We start from the raw sequence: 18,231 nt of genomic DNA, 5'->3' as shown, positions 1-18,231 counted from the left end.
ATTCCTTATGGTTTGCGGACGCTGCGGGCGCCCATCTGGGCGGTCAGCAGCGCGGCCTGACGGGGTTCGACGGCGGCGATGATGCGGGCACCTGCCTCGGGCTGGACGCGCATCAGGATCTCGGCTGCGAAATCCGAGGGAAGATTGGTCAGGATCGCGGCAGCCTCGGCGGGCTTCATCTGGTCGTAAAGCGCGATCAGGCGATCGATGTCGGTGCGCACGGCCTCGGTCGATCCGTTCCGGCTGGCCTTGATGGCCCCCTTGCTGGCCTGCAATTCCCCAAGCCGGGTGCGCAGGGTCGCCTCGGCGGCGTCCAGATCGGCCTTCCGCTGGTCCAGCGCCTGCATATAGCGTTCGATCCGCAGCGCACGGTCGCGCAGTTCCTCGGCCAAGGACACCGCTTCGGGGACGTCGGTGCAGCCTTCCAGCAGATCGGTCGGCCCCGCGACGGCCTGAAAGATCTGGGCAAAGTCCTGACCCTTCCAGATCATTGCCCCCGCGGGCAGGGCGAACAGCGCGGCCAGAACCGGCAGGATGGCCCTAGACATCGGCCACCTCGGCACGCTTGCGCAGACGACGCGACGGCGTCGATTTCGGTGCCGCATCAGCGGCCAGCCCGATCCGCTGACGCAGATCCCAGATGGCGCGCTCACGGCGGGCGGTTTCGATCTCATCCGCCAGCAACTCGCTGGCCGAGGTCGCCTCGTCCCGGGCGGCACGGATGGCGCGCTCCAGGCGGTCAACCTCGGCGGCCATGATGGCGATGGCACCGCCGAGACCGCTTTCCAGATCGTTCAGCTTGCGCAACCGGCGGGTCAGCGTGACGCAGAAAAAGGCAAGCCCCACGCAGGCGATCAGCAGCATGGCTTGCAGGATGTGGTCCATGGTCATTTGAATCTGAACTCCGTGATCAGCAGGTCTTTGACGGCGTCATCGCCGACGACCAGACGGGTGCGGGCGACCAGCTCGGTCCGGATGATTTCCAGCACGCCGCGCTTGTCATAGGCCGACGGGTCCACATCCGAGAGGAAGGTTGTGAAGGCATCCGAGACACGCGGCATCAGATGCTGGACCTGCGATTTATGGGTGGTGTCGCTTTCGATGGCCGCAGACAGGATCAGGCTGCGGGCGCGCCCGCCGGGGATGATGATCTCGATCGTGGGAATATCGACGAATTCGACCTGTGATCCGGCATGTGCGACCTTGGCCTCGGCGGGGGCCGAGAGCATGGCACCCGGCGACCACAGCCCCAGATAGGTCGATCCGAACCCCGCGCCCCCAAGGATCAGCGTTGCCGCGATCGGGATCAGCAATCCCTTTTTGCGAGGTTTGGTTTCGGCGGTTTCGGTCATCGTGATTCTCCGTCCTGACCAGACCGAAATATCAGAACGCGACTAACCGAATCTTAACGTGGCCCATGTCAATCAGGGTCACGACGACAATGAAGCGATGATTCGAAAGGAACGGTTTTGCAAAAACTGCAGGATTACTGGAACGAGCGAACGTCCGCGCAGCGGATGATCCTTGGTGGTGCTTTCCTGGCCGCCTTTCTTGTCATCGCGGGCTTTGGCTGGTTCGCCAGCCGGACCAGCATGTCGTTGATCTATGGCGGCCTTGATGCTGCGCAGGCAGGCGAGGTGATCGCCGGCATCGAACGTGCGGGTGTTGCCTATGAGGTGCGCGGCGATGCGATCTGGGTCGATGCCGAACAGCGCGACCGTCTGCGGATGGACCTGGCGTCGCAGGGGCTGCCTGCCGCGGGCAGCACCGGATATGAGCTGCTGGACGGCATGTCGGGTTTCGGCACGACCTCGCAGATGTTCGATGCGGCCTATTGGCGCGCGAAAGAGGGCGAACTGGCCCGCACCATTCTGGCCTTGCCCAATGTGCGGACCGCCCGTGTGCATCTGGCCATCGAAACCGGGCGCGGCTATCGGCGCGACCAGAACGGCAGTGCCTCGGTCACGCTGACGACGGCGGGCAGCGCCATCACGCGTGAACAGGCATCGGCACTGAAATACCTGATTTCGTCAGGCGTGCCGGGGATGCAGCCCGATCGCGTCACCGTCATAGACAGCAAGAACGGCATCGTCGCCACCGATGACGACCAGACCGGTGCCGACCGCGCCGCCGAGATGAAGCGCAATGTCGAGCGTATCCTTGAACCGCATGTCGGCATCGGCAATGCCATCGTCGAGCTGAACCTGGATCTGGTCACCGACACCGAATTGCTGACCGAACAGCGCTTTGATCCGGAACAGCGGGCGATGATTTCCACCGTGACCGAGGAAACATCCGATACCAGCAACTCGTCCGGCGCGGGGGCTGTCACGGCTGCCTCGAACCTGCCTGATGCAGAAGCGCAGGACGGCGACAAGACGCAAAGCGCCCGGTCGGAAAACCGCCAGCAGACGAATTACGAGGTCAGCCGCACCACCCGCGAAGTGTCCCGCCAGCCCGGATCGACCCGCCGCATGACCGTGGCCGTGCTGGTGAACGGCATCCCCCAGGCCGATGCCGACGGCCAGACGACGCTGGTGCCCCGCTCGGATGCCGAACTGCAGGTCTTGCGCGAACTGGTCGCCTCGGCCGTGGGCTTTGACGAGGCGCGCGGCGATCAACTGACGGTCAAATCGCTGACCTTCGCCGATCTGACGCAGGACGGCAGCCTTGCCGCGCCGGGCTTCATGGACCGGCTGGCGGTGAACGATCTGATCAAGATCGCCCTGATCGGTTTCTTCGCATTGGCTGTCATCCTGTTGCTGCTGCGCCCGATCATGCGCAACCGCACGACCCCCGCGCCGATGCTGGACGACAGCCTGCCGCCGCCCGATGCCGCCGCCTTGGCGCCCGCGCTGACCGGCACCATCGACGACGAACCCGTTACCCCCCGCACGCCCGCGCCGGCCCTGACCGATGACCGGCCCGAGCCTGCGTCCCAACCCCTGTCCCTGCCCCCCGCCGATCCCGTTGCCCGACTGAAGTCGATGATGAAGGAGCGGCATGACGAAAGCGCCAAGATCCTCTCGGGCTGGATCGACAACAAGGAGACCGCGAAGTGACCCTGGCCATGTTCAAACTGGAATCCTTCTCCAACGCCCCGGTGGATCACGCCCCGCCGATGATCTTTACCCAAGCCGATCTGGATCGCGCCTTTGCCGAAGGCGCCGAGGAAGCGACGCTGAAGTCCCAAGACGCCCAGTTGCGCGCGCTGGATGCCGCGCTGACCCAGCTGGCCCGCACCATGGCCGATGATGAAAGCCGCCGTGCCCAGCTGCGGTCCGAAGCCGTCGCCGCCCTTGGCCCGATCCTGACACAGATGATGGATCTGATGGCCCCGCCCCAGGTCTCGGGTCGTCTGGAAAAGGCGCTGGTGCAGGAATTGGATCGGCTGGCGCAGGAAACCACGCCGCTGATCGCCCAGATCACCTGCAGCGACCGCATGCGGGATATGGTCGAACGCTGCCTGACGCAGACCGGCTTGCAGTCGATCGCCATCGCCCCGGCCGCCACCGATACGATCACCGTCACCCTTCAGGGGGGCCGGATCACTTTGGACCCCGAAACCATCACCGGCGACATCCGCGCCCTGATCTCCGAAATCACCGAGGAGGATACGACATGGACTCACTGATGCATCTGATCGACACCGACAACATCCAAGTCGAGGTCACCATCCGCCTTGGCCGCACCCGCCAGACCGTCGCGCAGCTGTCGGCCCTGCGCACCGACGACGTGCTGGTGCTGGATCAGGCCATCGAGGACGGAGTCGAGATCTGCGTCGGCGACAAGGTCATCGCCCGTGGCGAACTGACCAGCGACGGCACCGCCGAAGATCGCCTCTGCGTGCGGGTTCTGGGCGCGACGGGGGCCGTGTGATCCTGCTTGCGATTGTCTTGGCGCTGCTGCCCCATGCGGCGCTGGCCCAAGGGTTGGGCGATGCGCTTGGCGCGGGGCTGGGCGACAATGCCGTGCTGCTGGTGCTGGCGCTGACCGGCCTGTCGCTGGCCCCCGGTATCGCCATCATGGTGACGGCGTTCCCCTTCATCGTGACGGTGCTGTCGATCCTGCGACAGGCCATCGGGTTGCAGCAATCGCCGCCCAATATGCTGATCGTCAGCCTGTCGATCTTTCTGACGTGGTTCATCATGGACCCCGTCCTGCGCGAGGCATGGCAGACTGCCGGCCTGCCCCTGCAGCAAGGTCAGATCGACATCGCGCAAGCCTTCCAGCGCGGCATCATCCCGTTCCAAGGCTTCATGTCCGCCCGCACCGACCCTGATACCCTTGCCGCCATGGCCGAGATCGCCCCGGGCGCTGGCGGGGCCGCCGACCGACTGTCGGTGCTGATCCCGTCATTCATGCTGTCCGAGATCCAGCGCGCCTTCGAGATCGGCTTCCTGATCGCCCTGCCCTTCCTGATCATCGATCTGGTCGTCTCGGCGGTGCTGATGTCGATGGGCATGATGATGGTGCCACCGGTGGTGGTCTCACTGCCCTTCAAGCTGGCATTTTTCGTCGTGGTCGATGGCTGGACGATGATCGCGGGGGCGCTGGTGCGCAGCTACGCCTGATCGCTCAGGCGCGCTGCGCATCCAGATTGTCGATGCCGAGGACGGACAGAACCTTGGCCTCGATATGTTCGGCGTTCAGCGCGCTGGTGTCATACATCGCGCGCGGTGCATCATGGTCGACGAATTCATCCGGCAACACCATGGACCGGTATTTAAGACCGGTGTCGAAGACGCCTTCCTCGGCTAGCAATTGCGCCACATGGCTGCCGAAACCACCGACCGAGCCTTCCTCGATGGTGATCAGCGCGTCATGGTCGCGGGCCAGTTGCAGGATCAGATCGCGGTCCAGCGGCTTGGCAAAACGCGCATCCGCCACGGTGGGGGTGATGCCACGGGCCGAAAGCGCCTCACACGCAGTCATCACCTCGGACAGGCGGGTGCCGAAGGACAGGATCGCAACCGTCTTGCCTTGGGTGATCATGCGGCCTTTGCCAATGGGCAGGACCTGACCACGTTCGGGCATTTCTACGCCCGTTCCCTCGCCGCGCGGAAAGCGGAAGGCGATGGGGCCGCTGTCATGTGCCGCGGCGGTGGCGACCATATGCACCAATTCAGCCTCATCCGCGGCGGCCATGACGGTGAAACCTGGCAGATTGGCCAGAAACGCGATGTCATAGGCGCCGGCATGGGTCGGGCCGTCCTGCCCGACCAGACCGGCCCGGTCGATGGCGAAACGCACCGGCAGGTTCTGCACTGCGACATCATGCACAATCTGGTCGTAACCGCGCTGCAGGAAGGTCGAATAGATCGCGCAGAACGGCTTCATGCCACCCGCCGCCAGACCCGCGCAGAAGGTCACGGCATGCTGTTCGGCGATACCGACATCAAAGCAGCGGCGCGGGAAACGTTCGGCGAACTGCTTCAACCCGGTGCCGTCGGGCATGGCGGCTGTGACGCCGACAATGCTGTCGTCGCGGCCAGCCTCATCCATCAGGGCTCTGGCGAAAACGGCGGTATAGCTGGGGGCGTTAGATTTCGCCTTGGCCTGTTCGCCCGTTACGACGTCAAAACGGCCACGCGCGTGGCCACGGTCGGCGGCACCTTCGGCGGGCGCATAGCCCTTGCCCTTTTTGGTCACCACATGGATCAGCACCGGCCCGGTAGCGCGTGCCTTCAGCGTCCGCATCAGTGGCAGCAGCTGTTCCATGTCGTGCCCGTTGACAGGGCCGATATAGGAAAAGCCCAGCTCCTCGAACAAGGTGCCACCGACGGTCATGCCTTTCAGCATTTCCTTGGCGCGGCGGGCGCCTTCCTGGAAAGCATCGGGCAGGAAACCGACCGCGCCCTTGGCGACGGCCTTCAGCTCCTGAAACGGACCGCCCGCGTAAAGCCGTGTCAGATAGGAGGACATCGCGCCCACCGGCGGGGCGATGGACATTTCGTTGTCGTTCAGAATAACAAACATGCGACGGCCTTCATGGCCGGCATTGTTCAGCGCCTCATAGGCCATGCCCGCGCTCATGGCGCCATCGCCGATGACGGCGATGGCATCGCCCGGATCGCCGCCTAGGTCCCGCGCGGTGGCAAAACCCAAGGCCGCCGAGATCGAGGTCGAGGAATGCCCCGCCCCGAAGGGATCATATTCGCTCTCGGCCCGCTTGGTGAAGCCGGCCAGACCGCCGCCCGTGCGCAAGGTGCGGATGCGGTCGCGGCGTCCGGTCAGGATCTTGTGCGGATAGCATTGGTGCCCCACGTCCCAGATGATCTTGTCGCGCGGCGTGTCAAAGACCGCGTGCAGCGCCACGGTCAGCTCCACCACGCCCAGACCGGCGCCCAGATGGCCGCCCGTCACGCTGACCGCGCTGATCGTTTCCGACCGCAGCTCGTCGGCCACCTGCCGCAAGTCGTGATCGTCGAGTGATTTCAGGTCGGACGGAAGCGTGATCCGGTCCAGCAGCGGAGTCTTGGGGTGGTCTGTCATGGCTGGCCCTCCTCCGGGGCGGGCGGCGTTCAGGTGTCGCGCTCGATAACGAAACGCGCCAGCAGGCGCAAGTTTCCGGCGTCCTCACCATAACCGGTCAGCGCATCGGCGCCTGCGGTGACAAGTCGTCGCGCCTCGGCCTGCGCGCCGTCCAGCCCCATCAGCGACACGAAGGTCGCCTTGCCGGCATCGGCATCCTTGCCGACGCGCTTGCCGGTCACGGCCTCGGACCCGGTGACGTCAAGGATGTCATCGGCGATCTGGAAGGCCAGACCCAGCGCATCGGCGTAACGGTCCAGCGCGGTCGGATCATCGCCCGCAATCAGCGGACCGGCGGTGGCGGCAAAGCGGATCAGCGCGCCGGTCTTGCCGCCCTGCAGCCGCGTGATGGCGTCCAGATCCAGCGGCGTTCCGGCGGTTTCGGCGGCGATATCAAGTCCCTGCCCCCAGACCATCCCCTGTGCGCCAGCAGCCTGCGCCAATGCGGCGACCAGGCGCAGCCGCGACGGCGCGGCCCCGATCCGGTCGTCGGTCAGCAGATCGAAGGCCAGCGTCTGCAGCGCGTCGCCCGCCAAAATCGCGGTAGCCTCGGTCCATTTCACATGCACGGTCGGCTGGCCGCGACGCAGGTCGTCGTCATCCATCGCGGGTAGGTCGTCATGGACCAGGCTATAGGCATGCAACGCCTCGACGGCGGCGGCGGCGGGCAGGGCGGCATCGTCGGACACGCCATGCAGCCGCGCCGATTCCATCACCAGAAACCCGCGCAGACCCTTGCCGCCCCGCACCGCATAACCCATCGCGTCGCGCAGATCGCCAGGTGGCAGGGCACCGATGGCGCGGGCCAGTTCGGCCTGGACCATGTCCTGAACCTGCGCAAGCCGCGCCTGCATGGGGTCGGCCAACATCACAGCCCCTCGGCAGGCGTGGTCCCCGTAGGCTGGCCATTGGCGGCCAGGGTGATCTTTTCGACCCGCTCCTCGGCCTCGCGCAGGCGGGTTTCGCAATGCGCGCGCAGGGCGGCACCCCGTTCGTAAAGCGCGATGGATTCCTCCAGCGTGGCCTCGCCGGTTTCCAGCTTGCCGACGGTGGCTTCCAGTTCCCGCATCGCATCTTCAAAGGACAGGGTCTTGATATCGCTCATTCTGCGGTCTCCATCAGCACTTGGACATGGGCACGCGCCGAGCGTCCCAATGCGCCCAGATCATAGCCACCTTCCAGGCAGGATACCACCGGGGCACCGCAAGCTGCCGCCATGTCGCAGATGGCGCGGGTGATGGCGGTGAAATCATCCTCGTCCCAGTTCAGCTGCGCCAAGGGGTCGGCGGCATGGGCGTCGAACCCCGCCGAGATGATCACCAGCTGCGGGTCATGCGCGCGGGCCTGCGCCAGAATGTCGTCCCAGACCCCACGGGCCAGCACACCGTCCGATTCGGGCGGCAGGGGCGCATTCACCATCTGGCCATGCGCGCCGGTTTCCGACGCGGCCCCCGTCCCCGGATAAAGCGGCATCTGGTGGCTGGAGGCAAAGAACGCCCGCGCATCGTTCCACAGCAGGTCCTGCGTGCCATTGCCGTGATGGACGTCGAAATCCAGCACCGCCACGCGATCCAGCCCGTGATGGTCCAGCGCCCGCTTGGCGGCGATGGCCGCCGTCCCCAGCAGGCAGAACCCCATTGGCGTTTCAGTTTCGGCGTGATGGCCGGGGGGACGCATGGCGACGAAGGCGTTGCCTCCGTCCTGCAGCACCGCATCGACGGCAGCACAGGCCCCGCCGACGGCATGCAGCGCCGCCGTCAGCCCGCCCGGCGACAGATGGGTGTCGGCGTCCAGCATCACCGTCCCGCTGCGCGGCGTCCGTTCCCTCAGATCCTGCACATAGGCCGCCGGATGGCATCTCAGCACATCGGCATCCGCGCCCAAAGGGGCCTCGCGCCGGTCCAGATCAAGATTGGCCAGCGCGTCCAACACCGCCTGATGACGGGCAACCTGTTCGGCATGGCCGGGGGGCGTCTGATGCCCCGCCGCCGATGCATGCGTGTAAAGAATGGTGCGTGCCATGATGTCCCCTTGCCCTGTCTGCAAAGCTAGGGGCAGGTGCTGCCCGCCGCAAGCGGGGTTCAGACGGTCAGGCGCTGCCCGTCATGCCCCTTGATGGTCAGATCCATCAGCGTGCCTTCGGGCTGATCGGTCTGGAAGGTCACTTCGGTGAACTGTTCGGTCCGGCCAAGGCGCGGGCCTTCGGTCAGCACGCGATGGGTCTTGCCGATCTGGGCGTCCAGGTGGCGGCGCAGGGCCGCGTCGCCTGCCGCACGCAATTGTGCCGCACGGTCGCGAATGATCGGGCCTTTGACGGCGGGCATCCGTGCAGCGGGCGTGCCCTGACGCGCGGAATAGGGGAAGACGTGCAGGAAGGTCAGGTCGCAGTCGCTGACCAGCTTGACGGAATTGGCAAACATCTCGTCGGTTTCTGTGGGGAAACCGGCGATGATATCGGCGCCGAAGACCATGTCGGGGCGCAGACGGCGGGCCTCCTCACAGAAGGCGATGGCGTCGTCGCGCAGGTGGCGGCGCTTCATGCGCTTCAGCACCATGTCGTCACCCGCCTGCAGCGATAGGTGCAGATGCGGCATCAAACGCGGTTCCGTCGCGATGGCCAGCATCAGGTTCTCGTCGGCCTCGATCGAATCGATGCTGCTGATGCGCAGGCGCGGCAGATCGGGCACCAGCCGCAGGATGCGCATCACCAGATCGCCCAGTCTCGGCGTGCCGGGCAGATCGCCGCCCCAGCTGGTCAGATCGACGCCGGTCAGCACGACCTCGTTGAAGCCACGACCCACAAGACGCTTGATCTGTTCGATGACGACGCCCGCAGGGACGCTGCGCGAATTGCCGCGTCCAAAGGGGATGATGCAGAAGGTGCAGCGGTGGTCGCAGCCGTTCTGGACCTGCACATAGGCGCGGTGACGGCCAAAACCGTCGATCAGATGGCCTGCGGTTTCCTGCACCGACATGATGTCGTCGACCAGCACCTTTTCGGTATCACCGATCAGATCGGGCGCGCGCAGGTCGGCCCAGGTTTGGGGCTGCATCTTTTCGTGATTGCCGATGACCTTGGTAACCTCGGGCATCGAGGCGAAGGTTTCCGGCTCGGTCTGGGCCGCGCAGCCGGTCACGATCACCGGCACGCCGGGGTTTTCGCGCGACAGGCGGCGGATTTCCTGGCGGGCCTTGCGGACGGCCTCGGCGGTGACGGCGCAGGTGTTGACGACGACGGCGCCGGACAAGCCGGCGGCGTCGGCCATTTCGCGCATGGCCTCGGTCTCATAGGCGTTCAGGCGGCAGCCGAGGGTGGAGAAGACCGGCGCGCTCATGACAGCCACTCGGGCGTCAGGGTGCCGCGGAAAACCAAGGCCGTCGGCCCCTCCATCCAGACGCCGTCATCGCGCCAGTCGATCAGCAGTTGGCCACCCGGCACATTCACCGTGACACGCCGCCCCGTCAGCCCGCGACGCGCGGCTGCCACAACCGCCGCACAGGAACAGGACCCCGATGCCAACGTCGGGCCGGTGCCACGTTCCCAGATACGCAGTAGGATTTCACTGTTAGAGAGGATTTGCACGACCTCGACGTTGGTGCGCTGCGGATAAAGCGGGTGGTGTTCATGCGCGGGGCCAAACTGGTCCAGCTGCACCGCATGGGCATCGGGCACAAAGAAGGTGATGTGCGGATTGCCCATCCCCGTTGCCACAGGATCGCCGTCGATCGGCAGGTGGTCGATATCGACATCGCGCGCCAGGGGAATTGCCTGCCAGTCCAGAACCGGCGGGCCCATGTTCACCCGCGTCATGCCACCCCCGGCATCCTCGGCCAGCAGCATCCCGTGGTCGGTACGCAGCTTCAGCGCCGTCTTGCCGGTTTCATCCATCAGCAGCCGCGCAATGCAGCGCGTGGCATTGCCACAGGCCGCGCTAAGCGAGCCGTCGGCGTTCCAGAACACAAGGCGCGCGTCGGCATCCTCGCAATCCTCGATGGCTGCCAGCTGGTCGAAGCCGACACCGCGATGGCGGTCGGCGATACGTGCGACAAGACCGGCGTCGGGACGTGCCATCCCGCCGCGCAAGTCGAACACTGTGAAGTCGTTGCCCAGCCCGTGCATTTTCAGGAAGGGCATTCCGGTCGGGGATGCATACGTCATGCCGCGCGATATAGTCCCCGTGAAATGAATTTGCCAGCATCCAGTTTTTTCTGCTTGACGCCACCTGCCACCCCTCCTAGTAACCGCCTCGTGTTGGGCCCATAGCTCAGTTGGTAGAGCAACTGACTTTTAATCAGTGGGTCACAGGTTCGAATCCTGTTGGGCTCACCACTGAAATTCCTATAGTTTCAAATAGATGCCTTGACCCTCCGGTCAGCTACCTTTATGAAACTTCAAGTGTGGGCCCATAGCTCAGTTGGTAGAGCAACTGACTTTTAATCAGTGGGTCACAGGTTCGAATCCTGTTGGGCTCACCACTGAATTCCTTCGATCAATCACTGTCTGGCGAATCGCCGCATCCTGCGGGCGGATCAGCCTGTTGGCGCCATGTCCTCGCCGGGACGGCACTGGGCGATCTGATAGATGATGTCGGACAGCCAGTTCAGCCCTGGGTCCGATGAATGGTGCGACCGCCATTGCAGCACTTCGCGCAGGGGGGCGAACTTGATGGGCGGATCGGTCACGATCAGCCCGCCGCCGACGAAACCGGCGCGGGCCAGCCGTTCCTGGACCAATGCGATACGGTCCGTGCCCTGCAGCAGATGCGGGATCGAGGCGAAGGAATAGGTCGAGACGATCTTGTTGGCCTTGATCCCGGCTTCGCGCATGGCGACGGTGGAATGGCTGTCCAGCCCGGTCATAGGCTCCATCACCACCTGCGGCGCCTTCTTGAAGGTCTCGAGGTCCAGCGGCCCGCCACCATACGGCCCTTCGGCGCAGGCAATGACTTTCAGCTGATCCTCGAACAGAAAGCGTGATTCGTGGTTCGGGCTGACGATGAATTCGGGTGCGATCACCAGATCCACGTCGCCATTGTCCAACAGCAGGCCCGGCTGACCGCTTTGCGGGCGCAGGTTCAGACAGACGTTGGGGGCGACACGCGACACGTGACGCACCAGCTTGCTGCCCATCACCGACAAGATGTAATCCGACATCACGATCGAGAATTCGCGCGTCGTTTCGGCGGGATCGAAGTACGGACGCAGCATGGTCGTCGTCTCGATCTGCATCATGATCTCGCGCAGGGGCGCGCGCAGGGTCAGCGCCAGCGGCGACAGCTCCATCCGGCGACCGACCTGCACCAGCAACGGATCCTCGAAATAGATGCGCATGCGGTTCAGCGCGCTGCTCATGGCGGATTGGGTGATGAACATCTGTTCCGCCGCCCGCGACACGCTGCGCGTTTCCATCAGGATATCCAGCGCCGCCAGCAAGTTCAGATCAAGCCTGTTGAAGCGCATGTTTCCCCCCATGTCATACGGAACCGCACCCGACGGCATCGCATAACCTGCGGCACGGTCGGGGAAATGGTAGGCCCGGCAGGACTTGAACCCGCAACCAAGGCGTTATGAGCGCCCTGCTCTAACCAATTGAGCTACAGGCCCCTGCAGCGCGTTCTGCGTAATGCGGCGTTGCGGGACGGTCAAGCGCTTGGGCGTTGCTTGATGGTCTCTGTTCCGTTATCGGGAAGCCGACATCAGCCGGGGGCCGCCATGACACAGAACGGGATCAGCTATCGCGATGCAGGCGTCGATATCGACGCGGGCAACGCCTTGGTCGAACGCATCAAGCCGGCTGCGGCCGCCACGAAACGGTCGGGGGTCATGGATGCCCTTGGCGGCTTCGGCGCGCTGTTCGATCCGCGCGCGGCCGGTTTCGACGACCCGGTGCTGGTCGCGGCCACGGATGGCGTCGGCACCAAGCTGCGCATCGCCATCGACACCGGCCATCTGGACGGCATCGGTCAGGACCTTGTCGCCATGTGCGTCAACGATCTGGTCTGCCAAGGCGCCGAGCCTCTGTTTTTCCTGGATTATTTCGCGACCGGCAAGCTGTCGGTGGACGAAGGCGCCCGCGTCATCGAAAGCATCGCGCGCGGCTGCAAGGCCGCCAATTGCGCGCTGATCGGCGGCGAAACGGCGGAAATGCCGGGCATGTATCATGACGGCGATTTCGACCTTGCGGGCTTTGCCGTCGGCGCGATGCAGCGCGGCACGGCGTTGCCTGCGGGCGTGGTTGCGGGTGACGTGCTGCTGGGCCTGCGTTCGGACGGAGTGCATTCCAACGGCTATTCGCTGGTGCGCAAGGTCGCCGAACGCGCGGGCCTCGGCTGGAACGACGCATCGCCCTTTGGTGAAGGCACCTTGGGTCAGGATCTGCTGGTCCCGACGCGGCTTTACGTCACCTCGGCGCTGGCTGCGGTGCGTGCGGGTGGCGTGCATGCGCTGGCCCATATCACCGGCGGCGGCCTGACCGAGAACCTGCCCCGTGTCCTGCCCAAGGATCTGGGCGCCGACATCGACCTGACCGCATGGACCCTGCCGCCCGTCTTTACTTGGCTGGCCGAAGCAGGCGGCATCGATCAGGCCGAGATGCTGAAGACCTTCAACAGCGGCATCGGCATGATCCTGTCGGTGGCCGCCGATCGCGCCGACGCGCTGACCGAACTGCTGACGCAGGAAGGTGAAACCGTTCACCGCCTAGGCACCGTCACCGAAGGTGCGGGCATGCGCTATTCGGGCAAGCTTGCATGAAACGCGTCGCCATCCTGATCTCGGGGGGCGGCTCGAACATGCTGCGTCTGGCCCGGGACATGACCGGCGACCATCCGGCGCGACCCGTTCTGGTCGCGTCGAATGACCCGGCGGCAGGAGGGCTGACCCGCGCTGCCGATCTGGGCATCCCGACAGCCGCCGTCGATCACCGCGATTTCCCCCGCGACCGCGCGGGCTTCGAGGCCGCGCTGCTGGAACCGCTGCTGGCCGCCAATCCGGACATCATCTGCCTTGCGGGCTTCATGCGCATCCTGACGCCCGATTTCGTCACCCGTTTTCAGGGGCGGATGCTGAACATCCATCCCTCTCTGCTGCCCAAATACCCGGGCCTGCACACCCACGCCCGTGCCATCGAGGCCCGCGACACCGAGGCTGGCGCCACCGTGCATCTGGTCACACCGGTGCTGGACGACGGCCCGCTGCTGGGACAGGCGCGCGTGCCGGTCATGCCCGACGACACGCCCGACAGTCTGGCCGCCCGCGTGTTGGTTCAGGAACACCGCCTCTATCCGGCGGTGCTGCGCAAGTTCGCGGCAGGCGATACCAGCCCGGTTCTGTTGCAAGGCTGACGCGCTTGGCAGGCCATTCGGGGGCCTTCGCCCCTGAATTCCGACAAGTTTATTGATTGTTCATCGGTCCCGGATAAGTCTTTCCGCATTGCCCGGCGCGGGCGGACGGGAAAGGACATCATCGTGCATTACGAATGGGCATTCATCGCAAACTGGCTGATCTTCGCGGGTCTGATCCTGCTTTACATGGACCCTTTCGACTTTTTCAGCAGCGATGATGATGACGACAATGATGATGTCGATCCGAACCCCATCGACGGCATCAAGATCGTGGGCACGAACGACGCCGAACAGATCGCGGGCACCGAAGGCGACGACGTCCTGCTGGGTCTTGGCGGCGACGACCTGATCGATGCCGGCGCGGGCGACGACTATGTCGAAGGCAACACCGGCGACGACATCGTCAACGGCGGCGCGGGCAACGACACGCTGGCGGGCGGTGGCGGCACCGACGACGTGCGGGGCGGCGCGGGCGACGATGTGCTGGGCGTCAACCGTCTGGACGCCGATGCCGATTGGGACCGGGGCGGCCAGGAAACCCTGTCTGGCGGAGCGGGCGACGATCAGCTGTATTTCTCGGGCGATGACATGGCGATCGGGGGCGAAGGCTCGGATGGTTTCAACATGGTCATATCGCCCGATCAGGGGCCGGGGCATGTCACCGATTTCAGCCCGTCCGAGGACAAGCTGACCTTCTATACCGAATTCGACCCCGAGAATCCTCCGCAGATCACCGTTGCCGCCGATGAGGACAGCCAGACCACCAGCGTCATGATTGGCGACAAGGAAACGCTGACCATGGACGGCGTCTTCACGCGCGAAGAGCTTGAGATCGAGCTGAAGGAAACCAGCGAACTGGATCTGAATCACAGCCCTGATCTGTGAGGGCAGGTCCGGTCAGACACCCAGATAGCGGTCCTTGACCTGCGGGCTGGACCGCAGGTCCGCGGTCGAACCGGCCCAGACCACCCGCCCCTTTTCGACGACGTAATGGCGGTCAGCAAATCGGGCCAGCGCCTCGACGTTCTTGTCGATCACCAGAATCGCCTCGCCTTCGGATTTCAGGTGGATCAGGCAGTCCCATATCTGTTCGCGGATCAGGGGGGCCAACCCCTCGGTCGCCTCGTCCAGCACCATCAGTTCGGGATTGGTCATCAGAGCGCGCCCGATGGCCAGCATCTGCTGTTCGCCCCCCGACAGCTGGTTGCCCAGATTGCGGGCGCGTTCCTGCAGGCGCGGGAACATCGCATAGATGCGGGCCAGATCCCATTTGCCCGCCCGCGCCGTCGCCTGCAGGTTTTCCTGCACGCTCAGATCGGGAAAGATCAGCCGCCCCTCGGGGACCAGGCCCAGACCCAGCCGCGCGATGCGGTTCGGCGCGGCACCTGTCACATCCACCCCGTCGATGCTGACCCGCCCGCCGCGCGGCTTCAGCAAGCCGAAGATCGATCGCACGGTCGTCGTCTTGCCCATGCCGTTGCGGCCCAACAGGGTTACCACCTGACCGCGCTGGACGGCCAGCGACATGCCGAACAACACCTTGCTGTCGCCGTATGCAGCCTGAAGATCCTCGACCAGCAGCATCAGGCGGTCCCCTCTTCTTCGCCCAGATAGGCGGTGCGGACGGCAGGGTCGTCGCGGATGGCATCCGGAGTGCCGCTGGCCACGATCCGGCCATAGACCAGCACCGAGACCCGGTCGGCCAGCTGAAAGACCGCGCCCATGTCATGTTCGATCAGCATCATCGTCACCCGCGACCGCAGGCGCGCCAGCAAATCGACCAGCATCGCAGCCTCTTCCGGGCCGGTGCCGGCCAGTGGTTCGTCCAGCAGCAACAGGCGCGGACGGGTGGCCAGCGCGATCGCCAGTTCCAGCTGCCGCTTTTCTCCGTGTGAAATCAGCCGCGCGGGGACATGCGCCTTGTCGGCCAGCGCCACCTCGGACAGGCAGTCCATCGCCTGATCGTTCAACGCCGCCTCGGACGCCGCGGCGCGCCAAAAGCGGAAGGACGACCCGGACCGCGCCTGCACCGCGATGGCGACGTTTTCCAGCACGCTCAGCTGCGGCAGGATGCGCGTCAGCTGGAAGGACCGCGCCAGCCCGCGCCTGACGCGACCCGGCATGTCCAGACGGGTGATATCGGCACCGTCATAAATGACCCGCCCCGCATCGGGGGACAGCTGACCCGACAGCTGCGCGATCAGCGTCGTTTTCCCCGCCCCATTGGGGCCGATGACGGCATGGACCTGCCCCGCCTGCACATCCAGCGACACATCGTCGGTGACCGCCAGCGCGCCATAGGATTTGCGCAGACCCCGCGCTTGCAGCAAAGCATCGTTCATTCCGGGCGCCCCTTTCCGGTGATCCGCGCGGCCAGCGTCGCCAACCCGCCCGGCGAAAACAGCACCACGGCCAACAGCAGCAGCCCGAAATACAGCTTCCAATGTTCGGAAAAGCGGGCCATCGCCTCCTCCAGCCCGATGGTGAACAGCGCACCGGCCAGTGCGCCCGTCAGGCTGCCGATGCCGCCCAGAACGACCATGATGATCAATTCACCCGATCGCTGCCAGCTGGCCAGCTGCGGCGAGACATATTCCAGCTGGTTCGCCAGCAGCACCCCCGCCACCGAACAGATTACCGCTGAAATGACATAGGCCGTCAGCTGATAGGGCAGAATGCGGAACCCGATCGCCTGCATGCGCAGGGCGTCTTCGCGCGTGCCGACCAGAACGCGGCCAAAGCGCGATGCGGTCAGGCGGTACAGCCCCCAGAAGCAGGCGATCAGGATGGCCAGAACCAGATAGAACAGCGCCAGATCATCCTCCAGCCAGCCCTGGCCTGCGATGGTGGACCGCGCCGGAAGGCTGGCCCCGTCATCGCCGCCAAAGACCGACAACGAGATCAGAAAGAAATACAGCATCTGCCCGAAGGCCAGCGTGATCATGATGAAATAGACCCCGCGCGTGCGCAGCGCGATGGTGCCGGTGATGGCGGCAAATACCGCCGCCGCCAGCGCCGCTGCCGCGAACTGGGCGGCGATATCGGTGATGCCGAGGCTGTTCAGGAACAGGACCGCATAGGCCCCGATGCCCAGAAACGCGGCATGGCCAAAGGATACCAGCGCCCCGTATCCAAGGATCAGGTCCAGCGACAGTGCCGCGATGGCATAGATCATCATCCGCGTCACGACCGAGGCGAAGAATCCCTGCCCCATCCAATGCAGCACAGGCGGCGTGACCGCCAGCAGCGCAAAGATGATCAGCGCGGCGGTGACGCGACGCGCGATCATGCTGTGGCCCTTCCGAACAGGCCGTTGGGACGCCAGCACAGGATCGCCGCCATCAGGATATAGACCAGCATCGGCGCGACAGTGCGGCCGGCCTGCATGGCGGCGTCCAGATCCAGCACCATTTTCAGGACGATGGGGCCAAAGATGCGGCCAACAGTGTCGATGATGCCGACCAGCAGCGAGGCGATGAACGCCCCGCGGATCGAGCCGACCCCGCCGATCACGATGACCACGAAGCCCAGGATCAGGATCTGGTCACCCATGCCGGGATCAACCGACAGGATCGGTGACACGATGGCCCCCGCGAACCCCGCCAGCATCGCCCCGAAGGCAAAGACCAACATGAACAGCCGCCCGATATCGACGCCAAGCGCGGATACCATCGCCCGGTCATGCGCCCCCGCCCGCAGCAGCATGCCGATGCGCGTGCGCCCGATGACGAACCACAGCCCAAAGGCCGTCGCCAGACCCGCCGCGATGATCGCCAACCGGTAGATGGGAAAACGGATCGGCCCCGCCAGCGGGATTGACCCCGACAGCAACTCGGGCATGGACACGTTCAGGGGCGCGGCGCCCCAGATGATCTTGACCCCTTCGGACAGGATCATCACCAGCGCGAAGGTCGCCAGCACCTGATCCAGATGGGGCCGGTCGTAAAGCCTGCGGAAAATTGCGACCTCCAGCACCAGCCCGACCAGCATGGTCGCGGGCAGCGTCAGCAGCAGCCCCAGCCAGAAGCTGCCGGTCACCGCCGACAGGCTGGCCATCAGATAGGCGCCCACCATGTACAGCACGCCATGCGCCAGATTGATGAAATCCATGATGCCGAAAACCAGCGTCAGTCCGGCAGCCACCAGAAACAGCAGAATTCCGAATTGCGCCCCGTTCAGGACCTGAAGCAGCAGAAGATTGCTCATGCGGTGTCGCGCCTTTTGGTCGTGATCGCCTGGCAATATGTTTCAAGCATGAAGGATTTTATTGCAACGTTTTTGATGTGCGGTCATCGTGGCGGCATGGATACTCCTTCGCGTGGCCCGGTTCGCGCCCGCGCGGATCGACGGCATG

At 64.9% G+C, this 18,231-nt stretch carries 21 protein-coding genes and 3 tRNA genes; 9 read left to right on the top strand and 15 right to left on the bottom strand.

The features are described from left to right. Window positions 1-5: 5 nt before the first annotated feature. From SJY40_RS00215 to SJY40_RS00205, 3 genes are read right to left on the bottom strand one after another with little or no spacing between them, the layout of a single operon-like run. Window positions 6-548: a MotE family protein gene (locus tag SJY40_RS00215; protein ID WP_378941360.1), complete on the bottom strand. Its 543-nt coding sequence runs from the start codon at window positions 546-548 to the stop codon at window positions 6-8. Continuing rightward, complete coding sequence (locus tag SJY40_RS00210) at window positions 541-891, bottom strand: hypothetical protein (protein ID WP_378941357.1); 351 nt, start codon at window positions 889-891, stop codon at window positions 541-543. Before SJY40_RS00210 ends, SJY40_RS00215 begins: the two co-directional genes overlap by 8 nt. Then, window positions 888-1,352, bottom strand: a complete 465-nt coding sequence (locus tag SJY40_RS00205) for a flagellar basal body-associated FliL family protein (protein ID WP_378941355.1) — start codon at window positions 1,350-1,352, stop codon at window positions 888-890. Before SJY40_RS00205 ends, SJY40_RS00210 begins: the two co-directional genes overlap by 4 nt. 117 nt (window positions 1,353-1,469) lie before the next feature. Between SJY40_RS00205 and fliF the strand changes: the two genes are divergently transcribed. From fliF to fliP, 4 genes are read left to right on the top strand one after another with little or no spacing between them, the layout of a single operon-like run. Beyond that, entirely contained in the window at window positions 1,470-3,062 is a 1,593-nt protein-coding gene (fliF, locus tag SJY40_RS00200) for a flagellar basal-body MS-ring/collar protein FliF (RefSeq protein ID WP_378941353.1), read from the top strand. Window positions 3,063-3,070: 8 nt separating this feature from the next. Further along, a complete protein-coding gene (locus tag SJY40_RS00195) occupies window positions 3,071-3,634 on the top strand; it encodes a hypothetical protein (RefSeq protein ID WP_378941351.1) in 564 nt (187 codons plus the stop codon). Further along, complete coding sequence (locus SJY40_RS00190) at window positions 3,622-3,879, top strand: FliM/FliN family flagellar motor switch protein (protein ID WP_378941348.1); 258 nt, start codon at window positions 3,622-3,624, stop codon at window positions 3,877-3,879. Before SJY40_RS00195 ends, SJY40_RS00190 begins: the two co-directional genes overlap by 13 nt. Further along, window positions 3,876-4,574, top strand: a complete 699-nt coding sequence (gene fliP / locus SJY40_RS00185) for a flagellar type III secretion system pore protein FliP (protein ID WP_378941345.1) — start codon at window positions 3,876-3,878, stop codon at window positions 4,572-4,574. The genes SJY40_RS00190 and fliP overlap by 4 nt, the downstream gene beginning before the upstream one ends. Before the next feature lie 4 nt (window positions 4,575-4,578). Here the strand turns inward: fliP and dxs are convergent, their stop codons facing one another. From dxs to dapF, 6 genes are read right to left on the bottom strand one after another with little or no spacing between them, the layout of a single operon-like run. Further along, the gene (gene dxs, locus SJY40_RS00180; protein ID WP_378941343.1) at window positions 4,579-6,495 is read right to left on the bottom strand and encodes a 1-deoxy-D-xylulose-5-phosphate synthase; all 1,917 of its coding nucleotides are present in this window, start codon (window positions 6,493-6,495) and stop codon (window positions 4,579-4,581) included. 29 nt (window positions 6,496-6,524) lie between these two features. Further along, window positions 6,525-7,388, bottom strand: coding sequence for a polyprenyl synthetase family protein (locus SJY40_RS00175; protein ID WP_378948206.1), 864 nt, complete (start codon window positions 7,386-7,388; stop codon window positions 6,525-6,527). Window positions 7,389-7,402: 14 nt separating this feature from the next. Further along, on the bottom strand, window positions 7,403-7,639 hold the full coding sequence (locus tag SJY40_RS00170) for an exodeoxyribonuclease VII small subunit (RefSeq protein WP_108502045.1): 237 nt from the start codon (window positions 7,637-7,639) through the stop codon (window positions 7,403-7,405). Beyond that, window positions 7,636-8,556, bottom strand: a complete 921-nt coding sequence (locus SJY40_RS00165; protein ID WP_378941339.1) for a histone deacetylase family protein — start codon at window positions 8,554-8,556, stop codon at window positions 7,636-7,638. The genes SJY40_RS00170 and SJY40_RS00165 overlap by 4 nt, the downstream gene beginning before the upstream one ends. Window positions 8,557-8,615: 59 nt before the next feature. Further along, the gene (gene mtaB / locus SJY40_RS00160) at window positions 8,616-9,869 is read right to left on the bottom strand and encodes a tRNA (N(6)-L-threonylcarbamoyladenosine(37)-C(2))-methylthiotransferase MtaB (RefSeq protein WP_378941337.1); all 1,254 of its coding nucleotides are present in this window, start codon (window positions 9,867-9,869) and stop codon (window positions 8,616-8,618) included. After that, the gene (dapF, locus tag SJY40_RS00155; RefSeq protein ID WP_378941334.1) at window positions 9,866-10,693 is read right to left on the bottom strand and encodes a diaminopimelate epimerase; all 828 of its coding nucleotides are present in this window, start codon (window positions 10,691-10,693) and stop codon (window positions 9,866-9,868) included. Before dapF ends, mtaB begins: the two co-directional genes overlap by 4 nt. Window positions 10,694-10,788: 95 nt before the next feature. On the opposite strand from dapF, the gene SJY40_RS00150 reads away from it, so the two are divergent. Together SJY40_RS00150 and SJY40_RS00145 are read left to right on the top strand one after the other, a co-directional pair. Then, window positions 10,789-10,864: transfer RNA gene (locus tag SJY40_RS00150), tRNA-Lys, on the top strand. 70 nt (window positions 10,865-10,934) lie between these two features. Beyond that, window positions 10,935-11,010 (top strand) — tRNA-Lys (locus SJY40_RS00145). A 54-nt stretch (window positions 11,011-11,064) separates the two neighbouring features. Here SJY40_RS00145 and SJY40_RS00140 read toward each other — a convergent pair. Together SJY40_RS00140 and SJY40_RS00135 are read right to left on the bottom strand one after the other, a co-directional pair. Then, a complete protein-coding gene (locus SJY40_RS00140; RefSeq protein WP_378941332.1) occupies window positions 11,065-11,994 on the bottom strand; it encodes a LysR family transcriptional regulator in 930 nt (309 codons plus the stop codon). 67 nt (window positions 11,995-12,061) lie between these two features. Beyond that, window positions 12,062-12,138: transfer RNA gene (locus SJY40_RS00135), tRNA-Ile, on the bottom strand. A 108-nt stretch (window positions 12,139-12,246) separates the two neighbouring features. Here SJY40_RS00135 and purM point away from each other — a divergent pair. The 3 genes from purM (at window position 12,247) to SJY40_RS00120 (ending at window position 14,762) form a co-directional block, all read left to right on the top strand. Next, entirely contained in the window at window positions 12,247-13,287 is a 1,041-nt protein-coding gene (gene purM, locus SJY40_RS00130) for a phosphoribosylformylglycinamidine cyclo-ligase (protein ID WP_378941329.1), read from the top strand. Continuing rightward, entirely contained in the window at window positions 13,284-13,877 is a 594-nt protein-coding gene (gene purN, locus SJY40_RS00125; RefSeq protein ID WP_378941326.1) for a phosphoribosylglycinamide formyltransferase, read from the top strand. The genes purM and purN overlap by 4 nt, the downstream gene beginning before the upstream one ends. Before the next feature lie 123 nt (window positions 13,878-14,000). Next, window positions 14,001-14,762: a calcium-binding protein gene (locus SJY40_RS00120; protein WP_378941323.1), complete on the top strand. Its 762-nt coding sequence runs from the start codon at window positions 14,001-14,003 to the stop codon at window positions 14,760-14,762. Between the two features lie 12 nt (window positions 14,763-14,774). Here the strand turns inward: SJY40_RS00120 and SJY40_RS00115 are convergent, their stop codons facing one another. The 4 genes from SJY40_RS00115 to SJY40_RS00100 are packed head-to-tail and all read right to left on the bottom strand — an operon-like array spanning window position 14,775 to window position 18,083. Then, entirely contained in the window at window positions 14,775-15,461 is a 687-nt protein-coding gene (locus SJY40_RS00115) for an ABC transporter ATP-binding protein (protein WP_378941320.1), read from the bottom strand. Further along, entirely contained in the window at window positions 15,461-16,219 is a 759-nt protein-coding gene (locus tag SJY40_RS00110; protein ID WP_378941318.1) for an ABC transporter ATP-binding protein, read from the bottom strand. The genes SJY40_RS00115 and SJY40_RS00110 overlap by 1 nt, the downstream gene beginning before the upstream one ends. After that, complete coding sequence (locus SJY40_RS00105) at window positions 16,216-17,166, bottom strand: branched-chain amino acid ABC transporter permease (RefSeq protein WP_378941316.1); 951 nt, start codon at window positions 17,164-17,166, stop codon at window positions 16,216-16,218. Before SJY40_RS00105 ends, SJY40_RS00110 begins: the two co-directional genes overlap by 4 nt. After that, window positions 17,163-18,083, bottom strand: a complete 921-nt coding sequence (locus SJY40_RS00100) for a branched-chain amino acid ABC transporter permease (RefSeq protein WP_378941314.1) — start codon at window positions 18,081-18,083, stop codon at window positions 17,163-17,165. The genes SJY40_RS00105 and SJY40_RS00100 overlap by 4 nt, the downstream gene beginning before the upstream one ends. Window positions 18,084-18,231 lie beyond the last annotated feature (148 nt).

It is taken from the genome of Paracoccus sp. R86501, assembly GCF_042466435.1.
In the GTDB taxonomy this organism is placed as follows: domain Bacteria; phylum Pseudomonadota; class Alphaproteobacteria; order Rhodobacterales; family Rhodobacteraceae; genus Paracoccus.
Note: the sequence above shows the minus strand (reverse complement) of the source record. Positions and strands in the feature narration are given on the sequence as shown.

Excerpts from the sequence above, each read along its gene's own strand:
- purN (WP_378941326.1), top strand. The coding sequence starts at position 13,284 with ATGAAACGCGTCGCCATCCTGATCTCGGGGGGCGGCTCGAACATGCTG.
- SJY40_RS00210 (WP_378941357.1), bottom strand. The coding sequence starts at position 891 with ATGACCATGGACCACATCCTGCAAGCCATGCTGCTGATCGCCTGCGTG.
- SJY40_RS00170 (WP_108502045.1), bottom strand. The coding sequence starts at position 7,639 with ATGAGCGATATCAAGACCCTGTCCTTTGAAGATGCGATGCGGGAACTG.
- SJY40_RS00205 (WP_378941355.1), bottom strand. The coding sequence starts at position 1,352 with ATGACCGAAACCGCCGAAACCAAACCTCGCAAAAAGGGATTGCTGATC.
- SJY40_RS00100 (WP_378941314.1), bottom strand. The coding sequence starts at position 18,083 with ATGAGCAATCTTCTGCTGCTTCAGGTCCTGAACGGGGCGCAATTCGGA.
- SJY40_RS00140 (WP_378941332.1), bottom strand. The coding sequence starts at position 11,994 with ATGCGCTTCAACAGGCTTGATCTGAACTTGCTGGCGGCGCTGGATATC.
- SJY40_RS00115 (WP_378941320.1), bottom strand. The coding sequence starts at position 15,461 with ATGCTGCTGGTCGAGGATCTTCAGGCTGCATACGGCGACAGCAAGGTG.
- dapF (WP_378941334.1), bottom strand. The coding sequence starts at position 10,693 with ATGACGTATGCATCCCCGACCGGAATGCCCTTCCTGAAAATGCACGGG.
- dxs (WP_378941343.1), bottom strand. The coding sequence starts at position 6,495 with ATGACAGACCACCCCAAGACTCCGCTGCTGGACCGGATCACGCTTCCG.
- SJY40_RS00165 (WP_378941339.1), bottom strand. The coding sequence starts at position 8,556 with ATGGCACGCACCATTCTTTACACGCATGCATCGGCGGCGGGGCATCAG.
- SJY40_RS00110 (WP_378941318.1), bottom strand. The coding sequence starts at position 16,219 with ATGAACGATGCTTTGCTGCAAGCGCGGGGTCTGCGCAAATCCTATGGC.
- purM (WP_378941329.1), top strand. The coding sequence starts at position 12,247 with ATGACACAGAACGGGATCAGCTATCGCGATGCAGGCGTCGATATCGAC.
- SJY40_RS00195 (WP_378941351.1), top strand. The coding sequence starts at position 3,071 with ATGTTCAAACTGGAATCCTTCTCCAACGCCCCGGTGGATCACGCCCCG.
- SJY40_RS00190 (WP_378941348.1), top strand. The coding sequence starts at position 3,622 with ATGGACTCACTGATGCATCTGATCGACACCGACAACATCCAAGTCGAG.
- SJY40_RS00215 (WP_378941360.1), bottom strand. The coding sequence starts at position 548 with ATGTCTAGGGCCATCCTGCCGGTTCTGGCCGCGCTGTTCGCCCTGCCC.
- SJY40_RS00105 (WP_378941316.1), bottom strand. The coding sequence starts at position 17,166 with ATGATCGCGCGTCGCGTCACCGCCGCGCTGATCATCTTTGCGCTGCTG.
- mtaB (WP_378941337.1), bottom strand. The coding sequence starts at position 9,869 with ATGAGCGCGCCGGTCTTCTCCACCCTCGGCTGCCGCCTGAACGCCTAT.
- SJY40_RS00175 (WP_378948206.1), bottom strand. The coding sequence starts at position 7,388 with ATGCAGGCGCGGCTTGCGCAGGTTCAGGACATGGTCCAGGCCGAACTG.